Raw genomic sequence first — 20,902 nt, 5'->3', positions numbered from 1 at the left:
GGTCTCGGGTTCCAAGATAACCAAGACGAACGAGAATGCCATGCCCCTAGAGATCGTCACCGTCCCCTGCCTCAGCGATAACTACGCCTATCTCGTGAAAGGACCCGGCGGGGCCCTTCTGATCGACGCGCCCGAGGCGGGCCCGATTGCCGAGGCGCTGGAGTCGCGCGGCTGGGGCCTTGATGCGATTCTGATCACCCATCACCATCACGACCACGTGGGCGGCGTCGCCGAACTGCGGACACGTTTCGGTGCACAGGTGATGGGTCCGGCGGCCGAGACGGCGCGGCTGCCGCCGCTCGACCGGGCGCTGGCCGAAGGCGACCGCATCGGCGAGGGCCCGGCCGAGGCCGAGGTGGTCGCGGTGCCCGGCCACACGCTCGGTCACGTCGCCTACCTCTTTGCCGGCGGAAACGCGGTCTTCACCGCCGACAGCCTGATGGCCCTGGGCTGCGGCCGGTTGTTCGAGGGCACGCCCGCGATGATGTGGGACAGCCTGACGAAACTGGCCGCGCTGCCGCCCGAGACCCTTGTTTTCTCAGGCCACGAATATACATCAGCGAATGCCCGCTTCGCCATGACCGTCGAGCCCGGCAACGACGCGCTTCGCGCCCGTTCGGCCGAAATCGACCGGCTCCGCGCCGAGGGCCGTCCGACCGTACCGGTGCCGCTTTCCGTCGAACTCGCAACCAATCCCTTCCTGCGCGCAGGCAAACCCGAGCTGAAGGCGGCGCTGGGCCTGGAGACCGCCGCCGATGTCGAGGTCTTCACCGAGATCCGCGCGCGCAAGGACAGGTTCTGAGGCCCGCGCCGCCCCGGCGGCCCTGCCGAAAAACCGGGCGAACCGGAAACGGCGTCCAAGTTTTGAACAGAAAAAACTTGAAGCAGGCCAACAAACACCAAAACTTAATCCTAAGGGGCCAAGGTGGAGGAACGGCAATGCCCGCCTCTGCCACAGAAGGAAAGGAGCACGTCCCGTGCCTTCATTCTCAAACACTCTCGAGCAAGCCATTCACGCTGCGCTGGCACAAGCCAATGCGCGCCGACACGAGCTCGCCACTCTCGAACACCTTCTCCTGGCACTGATCGACGAGCCCGACGCGGCCAAGGTGATGAAGGCCTGCTCGGTCGATCTCGAGGATCTGCGCAAGACGCTCACCGAATTCATCGAGGATGAACTGGCGACGCTCGTGACCGATATCGAGGGCTCCGAGGCGGTGCCGACAGCGGCGTTCCAGCGGGTGATCCAGCGCGCCGCGATCCATGTCCAGAGCTCGGGCCGGACCGAAGTCACCGGCGCGAACGTCCTGGTCGCGATCTTCGCCGAACGGGAATCGAACGCCGCCTATTTCCTGCAGGAACAGGAAATGACGCGCTACGATGCGGTGAACTTCATCGCCCATGGCGTGGCCAAGGACCCGTCCTTCGGCGAACACCGCCCGGTGACCGGCGCCTCGGAATTCGAGGAAGAGCCGCAGGTCGGCGCCGCCCAGACCGAAGCCGGCGAGTCCCGGGAATCCGCGCTGGCCAAGTACTGCGTCAACCTGAATGCCAAGTCGCGCAAGGGCGATATCGACCCGCTGATCGGCCGCGACCAGGAGGTCGAGCGCTGCATCCAGGTGCTGTGCCGCCGCCGCAAGAACAACCCGCTGCTGGTCGGCGATCCGGGCGTTGGCAAGACCGCCATCGCCGAAGGGCTCGCCCGCAAGATCGTCAGCGGCGAAACCCCCGAGGTGCTGTCGAAGGCCACGATCTTTGCGCTCGACATGGGCGCCCTGCTGGCCGGGACCCGCTATCGCGGCGATTTCGAGGAACGGCTGAAGGCGGTGGTTACCGAGCTTGAGGATCATCCCGATGCGATCCTCTTCATCGACGAGATCCATACCGTGATCGGCGCCGGTGCGACCTCGGGCGGGGCGATGGATGCCTCGAACCTGCTGAAGCCCGCGCTGCAAGGCGGCAAGCTGCGCTGCATGGGCTCGACCACCTACAAGGAGTTCCGCCAGCATTTCGAGAAGGACCGCGCACTGAGCCGCCGGTTCCAGAAGATCGACGTGAACGAGCCCTCGGTCGAGGATGCGGTCAAGATCCTCAAGGGACTCAAGCCCTATTTCGAGGAACATCACGAGGTCAAATACACCTCCGACGCCATCAAGTCGGCTGTGGAACTGGCCGCACGCTACATCCATGACCGCAAGCTGCCTGACAAGGCCATCGACGTCATCGACGAGGCGGGCGCCGCCCAGCATCTGCTGGCCGAAAGCAAGCGCCGCAAGACCATCGGCACCAAGGAGATCGAGGCCGTCGTGGCCAAGATCGCCCGGATCCCGCCGAAGAACGTCTCGAAGGACGATGCCAAGCTGCTGAAGGACCTGGAGACGACGCTCAAGCGCGTGGTCTTCGGCCAGGACAAGGCCATCGAGGCGCTGTCTGCCTCGATCAAGCTGGCCCGGGCCGGTCTGCGCGAACCCGAAAAGCCCATCGGCAACTACCTCTTTGCCGGGCCCACGGGTGTCGGCAAGACCGAGGTCGCCAAGCAACTCGCCTCCAGCCTCGGGGTGGAACTGCTGCGCTTCGACATGTCCGAATACATGGAGAAACACGCGGTCAGCCGTCTGATCGGCGCGCCTCCGGGCTATGTCGGCTTCGATCAGGGCGGCATGCTGACCGACGGGGTCGATCAGAACCCGCATTGCGTGCTGCTGCTCGACGAGATCGAGAAGGCGCATCCGGACGTGTTCAACATCCTGCTGCAGGTGATGGACCACGGCAAGCTGACCGACCATAATGGCCGGCAGGTCGATTTCCGGAACGTGATCCTGATCATGACCTCGAATGCGGGGGCCGCCGAACAGGCCAAGGCGGCGATCGGCTTCGGCCGCGACCGGCGCGAAGGCGAGGATACAGCCGCCATCGAGCGGACCTTCACGCCCGAGTTCCGCAACCGGCTCGATGCGGTAATCTCCTTCGCGCCACTGCCGAAAGAAACCATCCTGCAGGTCGTCGAGAAGTTCGTGCTGCAGCTCGAAGCCCAGTTGATGGACCGCAACGTCACGATCGAGCTGACCCGGCCCGCTGCCGAATGGCTTGCCGAGAAGGGTTACGACGACAAGATGGGCGCCCGGCCGCTGGCTCGCGTCATCCAGGAGACGATCAAGAAACCGCTGGCCGAAGAGTTGCTGTTCGGAAAGTTGGCCAAAGGCGGTGTGGTCAAGGTCGGCGTCCGGGATGGCGAGATCGACCTCAGGATCGAAGAGCCCGAGAAACGACGCCTCGATTCATCGAGAAAGCCGCCTCTTCTGACGGCGGAATAGGCGGCAGACAATCCCTTTCGCGGAAAAGAGGCGCGGCGGTTCTCCGCCGCGCCTTTAATTTGCACGAACGCAAGAAGCGGATTGTGGACTCCTGCGGCCCGCTGCCAGGCTCCGGACACATTGATCGTCAAAGCCAGAACATGACGGTGGCAGGGAGAGCGACCGCGGAGATGAAAACCCTTGGGCCTCTGTCCTAACGTGTCGCTGCTCGCGGTCCGTCCTTGAGCCTGTCAAGCATGATCTCTCTCCGGTTGCGACGTTTGCACCGGCGCTTGTCGTATTTGACGGGCTTGCCGCGGGATTTTCGGTCCGGGATGCAGAGCCTGATCCCCTTTTCTTTCAGGTCGTCTCGGAACCAATCGGCATCATAGCCTCGGTCGGCGAGCAGCCAGTCCCCCGAGGCAGGCGGCTCAGCAGCACGGCCGCAACGGTGTAATCGCTGGCGTGGCCGGTCGTCATGAAGCACTTGACTGGAGGGCCTCTGGCGTCCGTTACGGCATGCAGTTTGGTGTTCAAGCCGCCCTTGGTCCTGCCAGTCAGGCCCGTGCCCCCTTCGCGCTGCAGGCTCGACGCCGTGCGATGGGGTTTCAGATGCCCGAGGAGATCGTTCTCGACAACGGCCTCGAAAGCACAAGCAAGGCGATGTTCGATTGGTCCGAACGTACCGGCCTGCGTTTACGGTTCATCGAGCCCGGCAAGCCGGTCCAGAATGCCTTCGTCGAGAGCCTCAACGGCAAGTTTCGGTATGAATGCCTGAACCTGCACTGGTTCCGGTAGCTGCGGCGGGCCCGCGAAGAGATCGGCCGCTGGCGCCATCACTACAACACCGCGCGCCCGCATTCGGCGCTCGGATACCTCTCACCAACGGAGTTCCTGACCAAGACCACCGCTCGGGCGCTTGAGACTCTTGCGGTCTCCGCGTCGCCGCTCAACACTCAAACTCGACCGTAACATTCTGGATCGCCCCAGCCCCCTAATCGCGGGGGAAAGTCAGGCTTACCATGGCTCTTCGGGAGTTTGGAGGATCAGAAAACAGTCCGGGGGCCTGTTTTCCCGACGAAGGTTTCACCCGCTCCATCCGTTCGTCCGTCAGCCAGAAAGGATTGGTCATGAAGCCCTCACCTGTTTGGGAGCGTGAATCACGCCGACAGAGCGGCATCAAGCAAATCAGTGGGTCCCGACCCTAATGGACTGTCATCGTTTGAAGCCCGTTTCATGCACAGCCCGGATCGCTGGAACCGCCGCATGCTTGCCTTTTGCGCAGGATTGGTTTCGCCTCAAATACGTCTGCCGATGCCGTGCGAAGCAACCGCGACCAGAAACGTCGAAGGGTCGGCGTTCCCGCAATTGTCATCCCCTCAGCGTGACAGCGATCTGGCTCCGGCGGACAAGGAGGGTCATCCCGATACACCGACCACCGACCACCGACCGCGCTGGCGGCCCGCACGCGCATGCCGCAACCGGGAACCGGAGATCGCTCGGGGTCACGCCTGAGTTGAGTGCGGTGTTCCCGCCCCACCTGTTTATGAGAGGGCAGTTCGGAGATCTCATTTCCTGCGAAGCGCAGAGAGTGACTTTCTCAATGAAAGCGCATTTTGAGGTTCTCACGAACCAGCGCGAGAGCCAGCGGCGGAACCGGAAGTGCCCGATGACCTGAAGGTGAAGATTGTGGCCGACACATTGCGTCCGGACGCGACCGTGAACGACCTGGCCGCGCGGCACGGGCTTCCGGCAAGCCATAATTCAGCCTGGCGGCAAATGGCGCGCGCAGGAAAGCCCGTGTGTCCCGCGCCGGGCGATGCCGTGGAGTTCGTGCCGCTGATGGTGGCGCCGCCGGAACCTGCGGCTGCCACGGGTTGGGGCGGCGGCATCGAGATCGCCGTCGGCGTGGGAGACCGTGCGGCTCGAGCCCGACGCTGCGGATGAGCGGATCGCCGCCGTGCTGCGGCTATTGGCATGATCCGGTCCGACCGAGTGTGCATCCTGATCGCGACAATGCCTTTGACTGCGGACGCATGCGCAAGATTGGCAAGAACCGGACGGAAGGGCTCGACACCATCCTCCCGTGCGGCTGCGGTTCATTGGCACCATGCGGCCCCACTATGCCTGCCGCACCTGCACTTCTGAGCACCCGACGAGGCGATTGACGCAGCGCATCCGCAACAGCGAGCCGACGCACGTCTGCCGTGCAATTCAGGGCCCTCCACCTGAGCCCCCATGATCCCGCCACGACGCTTACCCCGAGTTCTGGTGGCGAACCGATTGCCGCCCGCAGCTCCGCACAGGTCCCTGCGAATGACGGGGCCAGACTGTCCGACCTTTATAAACTGCCCCTCAAACATTGGCTTCTCGCCGGAGAACACAGCTCGGTGGTAAACATCGGAAAAATCGCATCCCTTGTCGCGACTTGCCGCGAAACCGATCTCCATGGACGGGTACCTTTCACGCACGACAAACCACCCTATCCTTCCCCCGTCTCCCACTTGCCTGGCGGCGCCATCGGAAGCCCGGGTCAGCGCTCGACAGGGTCGCGCAGAATTCGGAGCGGTGTCAGCCGAGGCGTGCAAGCGAGGGGAAGGTCTCCAGCAACCAGTAGCTGAACGCGCTGAACGCGCCGGTCAACAGGGCCAGCCCGACCGCAATCAGCAACACGCCCATGGCGCGTTCGATCAGGGCCATGTGGCGCTTGAGGCGGTTCATCAGCCCCATCGCCCGCTGAATGAAAAGCGCTGCCAGCAGGAAGGGAATGCCAAGCCCCGCCGCATAGACCGCAAGCAGAACGGTCCCGCGCGAGACGCTGGCCTCGGAGGCCGCGAGCGACAGGATCGCGCCAAGTTGCGGCCCGATGCAGGGAGTCCATCCGAAAGCAAAGGCCAGTCCCAGCAGATAGGCCCCAAGAGCCGAGCCGCCGCGATCGCCCGCATCGACCCGCATCTCGCGGTCCAGCAGCGGAATCCGGAAGACATGCAGGAAATGCAGACCGAAGACGATCACCACCGCGCCCGATACCCGGGCGAAAAGCGTCTGGTTCTGCAGGAAGAATGCCCCGAAGGCCGAGGCGGTGAACCCCAGCAGCAGGAACACGGTCGAAAGCCCCAGCACGAAAAAGAGCGCGGCTACCGTCGCACGCCGCCGTGCCGCCCCGGCCGCGGTCAGTTCGCCCATCGTGATCCCGCCCATATAGGCCAGGTAGGGCGGCACGATTGGCAGCACGCAGGGGCTGAGAAAGCTCAGCAGGCCCGCCGCCAGCGCCACCAGCATGGCGGGCAGAAGCCCCGCGTCGATCAGCTCGATTCCGAACATTGCCCCTCCGTCGCCCGGTCCCCGGTCTCTTGACCTCGCTTCGGTCCTAGCCGAAGCCGGTTCATTCGTCACGGGCGACGGTCTCACAAAGCCGTGGACATGTGGGCGCATCGGGCCTAAGCGCGGCGCCATGGCGGAAGAGATCGAAATCGACGTGCGGGGACTGAAATGCCCACTTCCGGTGTTGCGGGCGCGCAAGGCCCTGGCCGGTCTCGCGCCCGGGGGCCTTCTGCGGCTCCGGGCGGACGACCCGGTCGCGGTGATCGACATTCCGCATTTCTGCCGCGAGGCCGGGCACGCGCTGATCGCGGCCGAGGACGACGACCAGGACTCGGCGGGCGCCACGCTTTACCTGATCCGGAAAGGTTAGGCCCGGCCCCCGAAGGGCGCCGGGCCTTGACCGTGCCTGTAGGTCTTCCCGGTGCCGCCGGTCAGCGACCGAGCGACCACCAGCCGCGCCGCTTGGGCGCGTCGGACTCGTCGGCTTGAGGCTCTTCAGCCTGCGTTTCAGGCTCGGGCTGCGCCTCCGAAGGGGCTTCGGCCACGGGGTCTGCGGGCTCCACCGGCTCGGGCGCATCCGCGATCCCGGTGGTGGTCCCGGTGGTGGCCTCGGGGCTCTGCTCCGCCTCCGCCAGGGCCGTTTCGACAGCCGGTTCGGGATCGGCCGACGGTTCGGGTGCAGCTTCGGGCGCCGGTGCGGGCAGGTCCTCCGCCGACGGCTCGACAGCCTCGGCCGCAGCCTCCGTCACCCCGTCGGTTTCGTTCTCGGTCCGGTCGGACTTGCGGCCGCGCGACCGGCTCCGCCGGGTCCGGCGGAGCTTGTCGTCGGCTTTCTCCTCGGCCCGAGCGGCCTCGTCCCCGCTGTCGCCGGCCTCGCGCGGTTTGGCTTCGGCCTGATCCCCGGCGTCGCCGTCATCCTCGCCCTCGGCATCGTCCTCGGCCGAACCGGCCTCGAAGCTCTGGTCGTCCCCGCCTTGCGAGGGTTTCTTGCGGCGGCGGCGGCGGCGGCGCTTCTTGCCGGGCTTGTCGTCACCCTTTTCGTCGGCCTCGGGCTGGGCGGCGGTCTCGACGACCGGCGCCTCGTCCTCTTCCTCCTCCTCGACCGGGTCGGGCATGTCGCTCATGTCCAGCGACACGACCGGCGTCACCGCCTCGGGCACCGACCGGGTCGCGGTCTTGAACCGTTCGATGGAGAAGTCGGGCGAGATCAGGAAGGGATCGGCCTCGATCCGCACCGACAAGCCGTAGCGGGCCTCGATCTGCGCGACATGCTCGCGTTTCTGGTTCATCAGGAAGTTGACGATGCCAATCGGTGCCTTCAGCAACACCTCGCGCGACCGGCCGCGCACGCCCTCTTCCTCGATCTGGCGCAGGATGCTGAGCGCCAGGTTGTCGTCAGACCGGATCAGCCCGGTACCGTGGCAATGCGGACAGGGCTGCGTCGTGGCCTCGATCATGCCGGGGCGCAGACGCTGGCGCGACATCTCGAGAAGGCCGAAGCCAGAGATGCGGCCCACCTGAATCCGCGCACGGTCAGTTTTCAGCTTGTCCTTCAGGCGCTTCTCGACGGACGCGTTGTTCTTGCGCTCTTCCATGTCGATGAAGTCGATGACGATCAGCCCCGCGAGGTCGCGCAGGCGCAGCTGGCGGGCCACTTCCTCGGCGGCCTCGAGGTTGGTCTTGAGCGCGGTCTCCTCGATCGAGCCTTCCTTGGTGGCCCGGCCCGAGTTGACGTCGATGGCGACCAGCGCCTCGGTCACGCCGATCACGATGTAGCCGCCAGACCGCAGCTGCACCACCGGGTTGAACATCGACGACAGATAGCTTTCGACCTGATAGCGCGCGAAAAGCGGCATGGGGTCGGTGTAGTGCTTCACGTTCTTGGCGTGGGACGGCATGATCATCTTCATGAAGTCCTTGGCCAGACGATAGCCGCCCTCGCCTTCCACCAGAACCTCGTCGATCTCGCGGCTATAGAGGTCGCGGATCGAACGCTTGATCAGGTCGCCTTCCTCGTAGATCGGCGCGGGCGCGATGGATTTCAGCGTCAGTTCCCGGATCTGTTCCCAGAGCCGCTGCAGGTATTCGTAGTCGCGCTTGACCTCGGACTTGGTGCGCTTGGCGCCCGCAGTCCGGATGATCAGGCCCGCGCCTTCCGGAACGTCCAGCTCCGAGGCGATTTCCTTCAGCTTCTTGCGGTCGACGGCGTTGGTGATCTTGCGGCTGATCCCGCCGCCCCGCGCCGTGTTCGGCATCAGCACACAGTAGCGGCCAGCCAGCGACAGGTAGGTGGTCAGCGCCGCGCCCTTGTTGCCGCGCTCTTCCTTGACGACCTGGACCAGCATGATCTGCCGGACCTTGATCACTTCCTGGATCTTGTAGCGCCGGGCGCGCGGCTTGCGCGGACGGATCTCTTCGGTGACGTCTTCTTCGGCGACCGACTCGATCTGGTCGTCGTGATGCACCTCTTCGGGACCCTCATCGTCCGCCTCGGCGGCGGGCACGGCGGGCGCCTCATCCTCAGCCTCGTCGGTCTTCTTGCGCGATCCGCGACGGCGGCGGCGCGACGAGGACTTGCGGCCCTCGGAGGCGCTTTCCGAAGACGGTTCGTCGGCCAGATCGCCCGCGGTTTCGTCGTCCTCGCCCAGATCGACCACGTCCATGCCGGGAATGCCGGCGCCCGGCTCGCGGGTCTCGACCGGATCGTCGCTATGGGCCGTCATCGCCATGACGGTGGGCGGGGTATCGTCGTCCTCCCCCTCGTCGCCGTCCGCCGCTTCGGCGGCATCCGTCTCAGGGTTGTCCGCGTCGTCGTCGGAATCCGCATCGGAAGGCGCCTCGGCCTCTTCGGCGTCGGGTGCGGACGCGCTGTCGTCGTCCGCATGCTCGGCGGACGCGGAGAGTTCCTCGATCTCGTCTGCGGGATCCTCGTCCCCGTCTTCGGTGTCGAACGCGCCCTCATCGGCCTGATCGCCGGAGGCAACAGCGGGGCCCGACGCCCCACTGCCCGAGCGCGGCTTGCGGCGCGACCGGCCGCGACGCTTGGGCTTGTCGCCCTCGCCATCTTCATCATCGAGGTCCTCGGCCAGCGCGCGTTCCTCGGCCAGCAGGGCCTCGCGGTCGGCGACCGGGATCTGGTAATAGTCGGGATGGATTTCCGAGAAGGCCAGGAAGCCGTGACGGTTTCCGCCGTAATCGACGAAGGCCGCCTGGAGCGACGGCTCGACCCGGGTGACTTTCGCTAGATAGATATTGCCAGCGAGCTGGCGCTTGTTGACCGACTCGAAATCGAACTCGTCAACCTTGTTTCCGTCCACCACGACAACGCGGGTTTCTTCCGCGTGGGTGGCGTCGATGAGCATCTTCTTTGCCATTGGATCTCTTTGCACCACGGCAGGTCGCTCGGCCCCGGCGGGGCAGAACGGCCTGGTGGGTGTCTTGTTGGGGCGTCAAGGCGTGCATGCGAGGCGCGGGCGGCGGCGTCAAGCCGTCTGCGTCCCTGCCTCGTCATCTCTGCACGCTCCATCGCGGTTCGTCTCCGATGCCGCGTCAAGCGGCATCCATTCGGTTGTCCCGGCGTCATTTCCGCGCCGGAATGCGGTTGGCCGAAACCGGCCAGATCGATCTGTTCCTTGCGGGCAACGGGCCTCTGGGCCCTGCGCCGCGCGAAAAAACAGCGAAACTCAAAATCTTCCGGAGCGGCCGACAGGCGGCACGGTCCTCCGTCAGTTGACATTAGCGGGTGGAGACGGTCAAAGACAATGCCTTTTTCCACACGCCGCAGTTGCGGGTCAAAGATAGTCCGACCGACTGAGGCCATACTTGGCCATCTTCTCGTTCAAGGTACGCCGCGGAAGGCAAAGCTCTTCCATCACCGCCGCAATCGAGCCCTTGTGCCGCCGCATCGTGTTGTCGATCAGCATGCGCTCGAAAGCCTCAACATATTCTTTCAGCGGCTTGCCTTCCGTCGTCATCACCGGCTGGCTGGCCTCGTTATCGGCCATCAGAAGGCTTGCGATGGTGCCCGAACCGCGCCGGTTCTGCAGCACCGCGCGTTCGGCGATGTTGATCAGCTGGCGCACATTGCCCGGCCAGGGCGCCTGCATCAGCTGGGCGGCCTCCTGCGCGGTCACCTCGGGCGCGTCGCAGCCGTATTCCTCGGCGAACTGGTCGCTCAGCCGGTTGAAAAGCGTCAGGATATCCTCACCCCGATTGCGCAGCGGCGGCAGGGTGATCTTCATCGCGGCAAGCCGGTAGAAAAGATCCGGCCGCAGCATGTCCTCGACGGTCTTGTCCTGCTCCTGCAGGTTCGAGACGGCAATGATCCGGGTTTCGGCCGGGCTGCCCTGTTCGTTGATGAAGGTCAGCAGACGGGCCTGCAGCGTCGGAGACAGCGCGTCGATATCCTCAAGGCACAGCGTTCCGCCGCGAGCCTCCTCGACCGCCGGAAGCGTGGTCGAGCCGTCCTCGATCGGCCCGAAAAGCCGCGCGGTCAGCGCCTCGGGATCGAAGGCGGCACAGGCGATCTGGACGAACTTGCGCCCGGCGCGCGGCCCCACCGCATGCAAGGCATGGGCAACAAGCGTCTTGCCGGTGCCGGTTTCGCCGTCGATCAGCACATGGCCATCGGCCTGCCCCAGGTCGAGAATGTCCTCGCGCAGCCGCTCCATCACCGCCGAGGACCCGATCAGCTTCTTGACCAGAACTGTGCCGTCGCCCAGTTCGCGCCGCAGGGCACGGTTGTCGAGCGCCAGCCGCCGGGTCTGGCTGGCCCGCTTGGCCAGTTCGGTCATGCGGTCGGGGTTGAACGGCTTTTCCATGAAGTCGAAGGCACCGATCCGCATCGCCTCGACCGCCATGGGCACATCGCCATGGCCGGTGATCATGATGACGGGCAGCGAGGAATCCTGGCTCATCAACCGCTTCAGAAAGGTGATCCCGTCCATGCCCGGCATCTTGATGTCGGTCACGACGACGCCCGGATAGTCGGGCCCGATCTCTTTCAGCGCATCCTCCGCCCGGGCGTAGGTGGCGGTCTCGAATCCGCTCAGGGCCAGCCATTGGCTGATCGACTGACGCATGTCCTGTTCGTCATCGACGATGGCGATCTTCATGGCCTGAGGCATGTGCTGCTCACTCCGCGGCTTCTTTGTCCTGGTTCAATATGGGAAGCTGCACTTCGAAGACAGCCCCCTCTTCGCGCGCATTGCGGGCTGTCAGGCGGCCGCCAAGGTCGGCGACGATCCCCGACGAGATGGCAAGCCCGAGCCCGACGCCGTCCCCGGGCTGCTTGGTGGTGTAGAAGGGTTCGAACAGCTTGTCGATGTCCTCGATCCCGTGACCGTTGTCGCGCACGGTCAGCGTCGCGGTTTCGCCCGACGACAGGATAAGGTCGATCTGCGGCACCGGGCTTTCGCGGGTCGCGTCAAGCGCGTTGCGCAACAGGTTGATGATCACCTGTTCCAGCCGGATGCGGTCGGCCATCACCATCACCGGCTCGCGCGGCAGCGACCGGGTGATCGTCACCTTCCGCCGCTTGAGCTGCGGCTCCATCATCGACAGCGCGCCAGAGACGCAGGACCGCATGTCCAGCGGCTCGAACGCGTCGCCGCCCTTCCGGGCATAGCTTTTCAGCTGGCGGGTGATCGCGCCCATCCGCTCGATCAGGTCGTCGATCCGCTGGAACGAGGACAGCGCCTCGTCGGGGCGCTTGCGCTGCAACAGCAGGCGTGCGCCCGCCAGATAGGTCTTCATGGCAGCGAGCGGCTGGTTCAGCTCGTGGCTGATTGCGGCCGACATCTCGCCCAGCGCAGCCAGCTTCGAGCTTTGCTCCAGGGTCTGCTCGGCCACTTCGAGGTTCTTCTCGGCGCGCTCGCGTTCGGCGATCTCGCGCTGAAGGCGCGCGTTCAGCTCGCGCAGCTCGACCGTCTCGCGCTGATAGCCCAGCGACTTCATCTGCGCCCGGCGCGACAGCAGGTAGAAGGACAGCGCCAGCAGCATGGCGAAGCCCATGATCTCGAGCGCAAGCACGGCATTCACCTTGTCGCGGATCGAGACATAGGGCGTGAACGAGATGATGCGCCAGCCGCGGAAGGGTATCCGCGCCTCGTTGCGCATCACCGCCTCGCCCATCACATAGGCATCGGGCGGCAGCGCGCCCCAGTCGGCGGTCGCCTGGATGGCACGCGCCACGGCCGAGGGCGCCGAGCGCGCGTCGAGCGCCTCATTGACCAGCCGCCCGCGCCAGCGCGGTTCGGTGGCGAGGATGATCTGGCCCTCGCTGTCGGTCACGATCACCGCGTCCGAAATGCCCGCCCAGCTTTGTTCGAACTTCGCCAGATCGACGCCCACCACGATCACCCCCGCCTTCTTGCGGTCGACCGTGATGGCGCGCGAATAGGTGAAGGTGAAATTCCCCGCTTCGGCGCGCGAGGTGATGAAGACGGTATCGTTCGACCTCAGCGCCTCGACATAGAACGGGGCCGACCGCAGATTGGTGCCGATGGTCGAGCGGTCGGTCGCCGCCACCACACGGCCGGTATCATCCAGAAGCTGCAGCGAGGCGGCGCCGATTTCGTCGACATAGGAAATCAGCAACTGCGAGCTTTGCGAGAAGTCGACATTCTCCAGCGCGCGAATCAACGTGGGGTCGCGCGACAGCAGCAGCGGCACCACCGAGGCGCGCTGCAACTCGCTGACGACGTTGCCGGAATAGAGCGCCATCCGCACCTGCGCCCGGCTGCGCGTGCTTTCGGTGAAACGGTCCGTCAGCCAGGTATTTGTGGTCCAGACCGTCGCGACCGCGATCAGGATGAGGAGGCAGACCGCAACGCGCACGATCCAGACCCCCCGCAGGGGATATGCGGACCGATAGGGGCTGCGCGTGGGACCGGACATGCCCGCAAATTACGCTTGCGCGAAGGAACGCTCAAGCGGCGCGGGGTCACGCCGGGACGAGTGCGCCCAGAAGCGAGCGGAAAAGCGCCGCCCCGTCGGTATTGCCATGCGCGGGTTCCGCCGCCCGTTCGGGATGCGGCATCAGGCCCAGCACCCTGCGGTTTTCCGACAGGATCCCGGCGATGTCGGCGGTCGCGCCGTTGATCGGTTCGGCATAGGTGAAGGCGATGCGGTCCTCGGCCCTCAGACGTTCCACCAGATCGGCATCGGCCACATAGTTGCCGTCGTGATGCGCGACCGGAATCGCGATGCGCTGGCCCTTGGAATAGCCGTCGGTGAAGGCGCTGTCGGCGGTCTCGACCGTCAGCGGCACCGACCGGCAGACGAACTTGAGCCCGGCATTGCGCATCAGCGCGCCCGGCAGAACGCCGGTTTCGGTCAGCACCTGAAAGCCGTTGCAGACCCCCAGCGCATAGCCGCCGCGGGCGGTATGCTCGATCACCGCGCGGGTGATGGGCGAGCGCGCCGCGATGGCACCGCAGCGCAGATAGTCGCCAAAAGAAAACCCGCCCGGGATGCCCACCACGTCGACACCCTCGGGCAGCGCGCTGTCCTTGTGCCAGACCATGGTGACCTCGGCGCCCGCGTTGCGGAAGGCCATGGCAAGGTCGCGGTCGCAGTTCGACCCGGGGAAGACGAGAACGGCGGCTTTCATGGGCGGGTTCCTCTGTGGCGCTTCTCAGGCGAGAAAATTGGTGATCACGGCAACGCCGGGCGGTGCGGGGGCATCGAAAGCGGCCAGTTCGCCACTGGCCTCGGTCAGTTTCACGCGGCGGCCGATCAGCGGCGTCAGGTCCACATGCCCGCCGTCGATCAGCGACAGCAGCGAGGGATACTTCCAGGCCGCCATGCCGCGGGTTCCGTAAACGGCCAGCTGGCCGGAATAGACCGCATCCATCGGCAGCGCCATGGTGGTGTTCTTGCCCGTGGGCATGCCGACCTGAACCATCCGCCCCAGCTTGCGCAGCGATTTCATGGCGCCGATGGTGGTCTCGGGAATGCCCAGCGCCTCGATCGCCACATGGGCGCCGCCGCCGGTGATCTCGCGCACCGCCTCGGCCGCGTCCCCGGCGCGCGCGTCGATCGCCGCATCGGCGCCCAGCGCGACCGCATAGTTCAGCTTGTCGGGCACCACATCGACGACCGCGACCCGCGCGCCCAGCGCCCGGCCCAGCATCAGCGCCGAGATCCCGACCCCGCCGCCGCCGAAGATCGCCAGCCATTCGCCCGGCCGCAGCGCGGCGCGCCCGGTCAGCGCCTGCCAGGCGGTCGTCACCCGGCAGCCGAGCGCAGCAGCCAGCGCCGGCTCCATGGTTTCAGGGAGCGGCGTCAGGTTGGTATCGGCGAAGGGCACCGCGATCAGTTCGGCGAAGGCGCCGGCCTGGGTGAAGCCCGGCAGCACCTGATGGGCGCAGATCGTCTGATGCCCCGAGGCGCAGTCGGCGCAATGGCCGCAGGCCAGGATGAAGGGCGCGATGACCCGGTCGCCGACCTGCCAGCGGGTCACCCCGGGCCCGACCTCTTCGACCACGCCGCAATATTCGTGGCCCGGGATCAGCGGCAGCGACACGTCCGGGTCGGCGCCCGTCCAGGAATGCCAGTCCGACCGGCAGATGCCGCAGGCCAGGACCTTCAGGACCACCCCGTCCTTGGGGCAGTCCGGGTCGTCGACCTTCGAGACCTCCAGCGGCTTGCGCCAGCCGGTGAGGACCGCGGCCCGCATCGCTCAGACAATCTCGATGTCGTAGCGTTCGATCACCGTGTTCGCGAGCAGCTTCTCGCACATCTCGCGCACCCGCGCCTCGGCCGCGGCCTTGTCGGTCGCGTCCAGATCGAGGTCGATCACCTTGCCCTGCCGGACCCCGCCGACGCCCTCGAAACCGAGCGTTCCCAGGGCGTGGCGCACCGCCTCGCCCTGCGGGTCGAGCACGCCGTCCTTCAGCATGACATGAACGCGGGCCTTCATCGGGTCGTCCTTCCTTGTATTGTCCTGGTGCTGTCCCGGCGCCCGGCGCAGTCACCGGGCGCGGTCTTTGGTGGCCGTCTGTCGCGGCGGGCGCGCGGCCCGCCGTCAATCGCGCCGGGGCCGCGCGCCCCGCACGCTGCGTCTGGGATCATGTTCGGTGGAACCCTGTGATGACACAAGCCGAACACGCTTACCCTTTCAATTGATCAGGGTCGGCTTGCTGGGATGCGAGACATTGGTGGGCAGCACCCCCAGACGCTTGGCCACCTCGGTATAGGCATCGGTCAGCGAGCCCAGATCGCGGCGGAACACGTCCTTGTCGAGATGCTGGCCGGTCTTGACGTCCCAGAGCCGACAGCTGTCGGGGCTGATTTCGTCGGCGACCACCAGGCGCATGAAGTCGCCTTCCCAGATCCGGCCGATCTCGATCTTGAAATCGACCAGCTTGATGCCGACCGCGACCATGATCCCCGACAGGAAGTCGTTGACCCGCAGCGCCAGCGCCACGATGTCATCGAGATCCTGCTGACCGGCCCAGCCGAAGGCGATGATATGTTCCTCGGTGACCAGCGGATCGCCCAGCCCGTCGTCCTTGTAGTAGAACTCGATGATCGGGCGCGGCAGCTGGGTACCTTCCTCGATCCCGAGCCGCTTGGACATCGACCCAGCGGCGATGTTGCGCACGACCACTTCCAGCGGAATGATCTCGACCTGGCGGATCAGTTGTTCGCGCATATTGATGCGCTTGATGAAGTGCGTCGGCACCCCGATCGCGTTCAGCCCGGACATGAAGAATTCGGACAGGCGGTTGTTCAGCACCCCCTTGCCCTCGATCACGTCATGCTTCTGGGCGTTGAAGGCGGTCGCATCGTCCTTGAAATACTGCACCAGCGTCCCCGGCTCGGGTCCTTCGTAGAGAATCTTCGCCTTGCCTTCGTAGATCTTCTTCCGACGTGCCATGGAAACTCCGAATGCGATTGGCGCGGGTGGCAGAGGTGCGCCCGCGCGATTTGACGCGCTTGTAGTCCAAGCCGCGCCCTGCCGCAAGGCGGCTGCGCGGTCCCGGCAGCCTACCGCCTTGCGGTTGCCGCCCGCCGAAGGCGCCGCGCGGTCTTGCCGTCCGGCCGCGCCCCTGCCAACGTGTCTCTAGGCAGACGGGGGAAGTTCCCTTAAATGGCATGCACCGCAGGAATTCCACGACGGGGGGAAAAGAGATGACCACGTTCGACGACCGCGAGCTCGCTTTCGAAAACAAGTTCGCTCACGATTCCGAACTTCAGTTCAAGGCCGAGGCGCGGCGCAACAAGCTGCTGGGTCTGTGGGCCGCCGAACTGATGGGTCTGAGCGAGGAAGCGTCGCTCGATTACGCCAAGCAGGTCGTGAAAGCCGATTTCGAAGAGGCGGGCGACGAAGACGTTTACCGCAAGGTGTCGTCCGATCTCGGCAGCCGGGTCGACGAACCCACGCTGCGCGCCAAGATGGCCGAGCTGATGGTCCTGGCCAAGGAACAGATCATGAGCGAATCCTGAGCCCGGAGGCGCCTGCCCCGGCAGGCGCGCGCCCCGGACTCTCGATCCGCCGCCGGTCCCGGGCGGGCTGACAGCCCAGCCGGGCGGTTTCAAATGCAAGAGGACTCCTCAGTATGACCGACGCCCTTTCCCGTTTGCTCGCAGAGCGCGACTGGCTGATGGCCGATGGCGCGACGGGGACCACCTTGTTCAACATGGGGCTGAGCTCGGGCGAGGCCCCCGAGTTCTGGAATGCCGACGAGCCCGACAAGATCCGCGCGCTTTACCGGGGCTCGGTCGAGGCCGGGTCGGACATCTTCCTGACCAACAGCTTTGGCGGCAATGCCTCGCGGCTGCGTCTGCACGAGGCCCAGGACCGGGTGGGCGAGCTGAACCGCCTGGCGGGCGCGCTGGCGCGCGAGGTGGCCGATGCCGCGGGCCGGCCGGTGGTCGTTGCGGGCTCGGTCGGGCCGACCGGCGAGATCATGGAGCCGATGGGACCGCTGTCCTATGCGCGCGCGGTAGAGATCTTCCACGAACAGGCCGAAGGACTGAAGGAGGGCGGCGTCGACCTGCTTTGGGTCGAAACGATCAGCGCCCCCGACGAATACCGCGCTGCCGCCGAAGCCGCGAAGCTTGCCGACATGCCCTGGTGCGGCACGATGAGCTTCGACACTGCCGGGCGCACCATGATGGGCATGACGTCGGCGGGGCTGGCCGAGCTGGTCGAGAAACTGCCCTACAAGCCGCTCGCCTTCGGCGCCAATTGCGGCGTCGGCGCCTCGGACCTTTTGCGCACGGTGCTGGGCTTTGCCGCCGCCGGAACCGAATGGCCGATCATCGCCAAGGGCAATGCGGGCATCCCGAAATATGTCGACGGCCATATCCATTACGACGGCACGCCCGAGTTGATGGCCGATTACGCCGTGCTTGCCCGCGATTGCGGCGCCACCATCATCGGCGGTTGCTGCGGCACAACGCCCGAACATCTGCAGGCGATGCGTGCAGCGCTCGAAACCCGCCCGCGCGGCCCGCGCCCCAGCCTTGACGAGATCACCGACCGGCTGGGCGGGTTCTCGTCGGCATCGGACGGCACCGGCGACGGCGAAGGCCCGGCCCGCGCCCCGCGCCGACGTCGCCGCAGCTGAGACAAACCCCGGGCATTGCCGCAATGCCCGGCCCCCATGCGCCTCCAGACGGTTGCGACGGGAATTCCTTCCGCGATCAGAACAGGGACAGCTGATCTCCCGCCCGCGGCGGCACCCGGAAGAGTGCGGTCGAAAGCTCGGGCTGCGCGGTTGCCAGCCCCAGCCGGGCCACGGTCAGCCGGAACCGCTGGGCGACGATCTCGGCATAGGGCCCCTCGCCCCGCATCCGGCGGCCCCAGTCGGGGCTGTAGATCTCGCCCCCGTGCATTTCGCGCAGCCGCGCCAGCACCCGCCCCGCCCGGTCTGGATAGTGCCGGGCCAGCCAGTCGGAAAAGAGAGGACCGACCTCGCGCGGCAGGCGCAGCATGATCCAGCTGGCAGCCCCTGCCCCGGCCGCCCGCGCCCGCGCCAGAATCGCCTCGAGTTCTGGATCGGTCAGCGCCGGGATCACCGGCGCCACCATCACCCGCACCGGCACCCCCGCCGCGGCCAGCCGTTCGATGGTCTGCAACCGCCGCTCGGGCGCGGGCGCGCGCGGCTCCAGACGTCGCGACAGGTCCCGGTCGAGCGTCGTCACCGAAATGCCGACCCGCACCAGATCAAGCTCGGCCAGTTCGGCCAGAAGATCGAGATCGCGCTCGATCAGCGCGCCCTTGGTCACCACTGCCACCGGATGGCGGAAATCGCGCAGAACCTCCAGCAGCCCGCGCATCACGCGATAGCTGCGCTCGATGGGCTGATAAGGGTCGGTATTGGTGCCAATGGCCAGCGTCGCGGGCCGGTAGCCCCGGCGCGACAGCTCTTCGGCCAGGACCCTTGGCGCCTCTGGCCTGGCGATCAGCCGGGATTCGAAATCGAGCCCGGGCGACAGCCCCAGCCAGGCATGGCTGGGCCGGGCAAAGCAGTAGATCAGCCATGTTCACAGCCGCGATAGGGATTCACCGACCGGTCGAAGGGCACATCGGGCGAGCTGTTGCGGGTGATCGCCGAACGCGGCCGCTCGATCCGTGTTTCGGTCCGCAGCGGCGGCGGCGCCTCGCCCGGGTCCCAGCCGTCATCCTCGGGCGTGACCGCCAGCCGGTCGAACCGGTTCGCGGGATTGCCGCCCGCCCCGCGCCCGGGCGTCGGCCCCTGCCCCGGAGTGCGCCCGGGCGCAGGGGCTGGCAAGGGGCCTGAACCGGCCGGGAAGGTCCGCGCGCGCGTCATGCACCGAGACTGGAACATAATGCGAACATTTGCAACGATCCCGCCCCTCCCGGCGGGTGCATTTTTGGGGCAAGGTCGCATCGGGAAGGCGGCTGGTCGCAATTCGGTAAGCCTTGCGGGTGCAAACTCCCGATGAAGGGACAAGAGGGTCCGGCAGGGCGCCGGGCCCCATTGGGAGCATGAGATGGCCGAGGAAGACGACGACATCGTCCTGGCGGAGCTGCCGGATGACGAACTGGTCCCGCAGATGCAGGACGACCTTTACGACGGGCTCCGGGACGAGGTCGTCGAGGGGGTCGAAATCCTGTTGTCGCGCGGCTGGGCGCCTTACCGGGTGCTGACCGAGGCGTTGGTCTCGGGCATGACCGTCGTCGGCCACGACTTCCGCGACGGCATCCTCTTCGTGCCCGAGGTGCTGCTGGCCGCCAATGCCATGAAGGGCGGAATGTCGCTGCTCAAGCCGCTTCTGGCGGAAACCGGCGCGCCGCGCATGGGCAAGATGGTGATCGGCACGGTCAAGGGCGACATCCACGACATCGGCAAGAACCTTGTCGCGATGATGATGGAAGGCGCCGGGTTCGAGGTGGTCGATCTGGGCATCAACACCGATGTCGACCGCTACCTCGTCGCGCTCGAAACCGAACAGCCCGACATTCTGGGCATGTCGGCGCTGCTGACCACGACCATGCCCTACATGAAGATCGTCATCGACACGATGGCCGAAAAGGGCATCCGCGACGACTATATCGTGTTGGTGGGCGGGGCCCCCCTGAACGAGGAATTCGGCCGCGCCATCGGCGCCGACGCCTATTGCCGCGATGCGGCCGTGGCGGTCGAGACCGCAAAGACCTTCGTCGCCCGCAAGCACAACAGCGCCGCGGCGGGCTGAGCCGCGCAGTCGAGACACGCAGCCCTTCGGTCCAGATGGCCAGGGCCCGGACGACGCCGAGACCGTCCAGACCCCGGACCGGGCTCGCCAGCCCCCTAGGCAGGGGATGTACGACCGCCGGGCGACGCCATCGTCACCGGGCGATTGCGTCGCTCGGCGGCCGTCGAACTGGCCGTGCCGTTTCAGCAGGGTGTGCGATCCGAACAAGGTTGTCGAAACGAACGGGCGGGTTCTCCCAAACCCGCCCGCCGCGCGAAAGCCGGTGCGCCTACCCCCCGGAAACGCCTGGAGCGCCCCCGTGCCGGCAATCGCCGCAGCGGCCGATCCTCCCCCAGGCCGGCCGCTGCCTGTCCTCTCGGTGTCCAACAAGCCTATCGCTCCACGCCCCGCTGGGCATGGCGCTGCGTTTTCAGGATCGGTGTCCTAGAGGCCAGCGCCCTGAAGGCCCCTGTCTTCGACGCCGGTTCTGTCCGCGCCGGTCATCTCTCTGGTCTCGGGGCCTGCGAGTGCGAAATATCAAGCCGACGCCCCCGATCCACGCCGCGCCCGGCGTCGATCGCTTTCCCTACGCAGACCCTCTGACTGACACTCCGGTACCGAAAACAAAAAAC

At 66.2% G+C, this 20,902-nt stretch carries 15 protein-coding genes and 3 pseudogenes; 8 read left to right on the top strand and 10 right to left on the bottom strand.

Annotation, left to right across the window (positions count from 1 at the left end; translation table 11 throughout):
* Window positions 1–40: 40 nt before the first annotated feature.
* Window positions 41–802 (top strand): hydroxyacylglutathione hydrolase, encoded by a 762-nt coding sequence (gloB, locus tag C8N38_RS10375; protein WP_108027026.1) that lies wholly within the window; start codon window positions 41–43, stop codon window positions 800–802.
* 175 nt (window positions 803–977) lie between these two features.
* Window positions 978–3,314, top strand: coding sequence for an ATP-dependent Clp protease ATP-binding subunit ClpA (gene clpA / locus C8N38_RS10370; RefSeq protein WP_108027024.1), 2,337 nt, complete (start codon window positions 978–980; stop codon window positions 3,312–3,314).
* 127 nt (window positions 3,315–3,441) lie between these two features.
* Here clpA and C8N38_RS10365 read toward each other — a convergent pair.
* A pseudogene (locus C8N38_RS10365) lies at window positions 3,442–3,908 on the bottom strand (IS5 family transposase); the annotation flags it as partial.
* Here C8N38_RS10365 and C8N38_RS10360 point away from each other — a divergent pair.
* Window positions 3,909–4,187, top strand: a pseudogene (locus tag C8N38_RS10360) (integrase core domain-containing protein); the annotation flags it as partial.
* A 768-nt stretch (window positions 4,188–4,955) separates the two neighbouring features.
* Window positions 4,956–5,240: a transposase gene (locus tag C8N38_RS10350; RefSeq protein ID WP_108027020.1), complete on the top strand. Its 285-nt coding sequence runs from the start codon at window positions 4,956–4,958 to the stop codon at window positions 5,238–5,240.
* Between the two features lie 624 nt (window positions 5,241–5,864).
* Here C8N38_RS10350 and C8N38_RS10345 read toward each other — a convergent pair.
* Window positions 5,865–6,617, bottom strand: coding sequence for a cytochrome c biogenesis CcdA family protein (locus C8N38_RS10345; protein WP_108027018.1), 753 nt, complete (start codon window positions 6,615–6,617; stop codon window positions 5,865–5,867).
* Between the two features lie 130 nt (window positions 6,618–6,747).
* On the opposite strand from C8N38_RS10345, the gene C8N38_RS10340 reads away from it, so the two are divergent.
* A complete protein-coding gene (locus C8N38_RS10340; protein ID WP_108027016.1) occupies window positions 6,748–6,987 on the top strand; it encodes a sulfurtransferase TusA family protein in 240 nt (79 codons plus the stop codon).
* Window positions 6,988–7,048: 61 nt separating this feature from the next.
* On the opposite strand, the gene C8N38_RS10335 is transcribed toward C8N38_RS10340, so the two are convergent.
* The 7 genes from C8N38_RS10335 to purC form a co-directional block, all read right to left on the bottom strand.
* Window positions 7,049–9,991, bottom strand: coding sequence for an Rne/Rng family ribonuclease (locus C8N38_RS10335; protein ID WP_108027014.1), 2,943 nt, complete (start codon window positions 9,989–9,991; stop codon window positions 7,049–7,051).
* Between the two features lie 417 nt (window positions 9,992–10,408).
* The gene (locus C8N38_RS10330) at window positions 10,409–11,743 is read right to left on the bottom strand and encodes a sigma-54-dependent transcriptional regulator (protein ID WP_108027012.1); all 1,335 of its coding nucleotides are present in this window, start codon (window positions 11,741–11,743) and stop codon (window positions 10,409–10,411) included.
* A gap of 7 nt (window positions 11,744–11,750) precedes the next feature.
* Window positions 11,751–13,514 carry a sensor histidine kinase gene (locus tag C8N38_RS10325; protein WP_108027010.1) on the bottom strand — a complete coding sequence of 588 codons (1,764 nt, stop codon included), beginning with the start codon at window positions 13,512–13,514 and terminating at the stop codon, window positions 11,751–11,753.
* Window positions 13,515–13,560: 46 nt separating this feature from the next.
* On the bottom strand, window positions 13,561–14,229 hold the full coding sequence (gene purQ / locus C8N38_RS10320; RefSeq protein ID WP_108027008.1) for a phosphoribosylformylglycinamidine synthase subunit PurQ: 669 nt from the start codon (window positions 14,227–14,229) through the stop codon (window positions 13,561–13,563).
* 24 nt (window positions 14,230–14,253) lie between these two features.
* Window positions 14,254–15,297 carry a zinc-dependent alcohol dehydrogenase family protein gene (locus C8N38_RS10315; RefSeq protein WP_108027005.1) on the bottom strand — a complete coding sequence of 348 codons (1,044 nt, stop codon included), beginning with the start codon at window positions 15,295–15,297 and terminating at the stop codon, window positions 14,254–14,256.
* 3 nt (window positions 15,298–15,300) lie between these two features.
* On the bottom strand, window positions 15,301–15,540 hold the full coding sequence (gene purS / locus C8N38_RS10310; RefSeq protein ID WP_108027003.1) for a phosphoribosylformylglycinamidine synthase subunit PurS: 240 nt from the start codon (window positions 15,538–15,540) through the stop codon (window positions 15,301–15,303).
* Between the two features lie 198 nt (window positions 15,541–15,738).
* Window positions 15,739–16,500: a phosphoribosylaminoimidazolesuccinocarboxamide synthase gene (gene purC, locus C8N38_RS10305; protein ID WP_108027001.1), complete on the bottom strand. Its 762-nt coding sequence runs from the start codon at window positions 16,498–16,500 to the stop codon at window positions 15,739–15,741.
* 254 nt (window positions 16,501–16,754) lie between these two features.
* Here purC and C8N38_RS10300 point away from each other — a divergent pair, with 254 nt between their 5' ends.
* Window positions 16,755–17,069: a DUF1476 domain-containing protein gene (locus C8N38_RS10300; RefSeq protein ID WP_075785628.1), complete on the top strand. Its 315-nt coding sequence runs from the start codon at window positions 16,755–16,757 to the stop codon at window positions 17,067–17,069.
* 113 nt (window positions 17,070–17,182) lie between these two features.
* On the top strand, window positions 17,183–18,196 hold the full coding sequence (gene bmt / locus C8N38_RS10295; protein ID WP_108026999.1) for a betaine--homocysteine S-methyltransferase: 1,014 nt from the start codon (window positions 17,183–17,185) through the stop codon (window positions 18,194–18,196).
* 76 nt (window positions 18,197–18,272) lie between these two features.
* Here bmt and C8N38_RS10290 read toward each other — a convergent pair.
* Window positions 18,273–19,402 (bottom strand): annotated as a pseudogene (locus C8N38_RS10290) (PA0069 family radical SAM protein).
* A 184-nt stretch (window positions 19,403–19,586) separates the two neighbouring features.
* On the opposite strand from C8N38_RS10290, the gene C8N38_RS10285 reads away from it, so the two are divergent.
* A complete protein-coding gene (locus C8N38_RS10285) occupies window positions 19,587–20,291 on the top strand; it encodes a corrinoid protein (RefSeq protein WP_108026997.1) in 705 nt (234 codons plus the stop codon).
* The last annotated feature ends 611 nt before the right edge of the window (window positions 20,292–20,902 follow it).

Origin of the sequence: Rhodovulum kholense, from assembly GCF_003053725.1 — a bacterium.
In the GTDB taxonomy this organism is placed as follows: domain Bacteria; phylum Pseudomonadota; class Alphaproteobacteria; order Rhodobacterales; family Rhodobacteraceae; genus Rhodovulum; species Rhodovulum kholense.
Note: the sequence above shows the minus strand (reverse complement) of the source record. Positions and strands in the feature narration are given on the sequence as shown.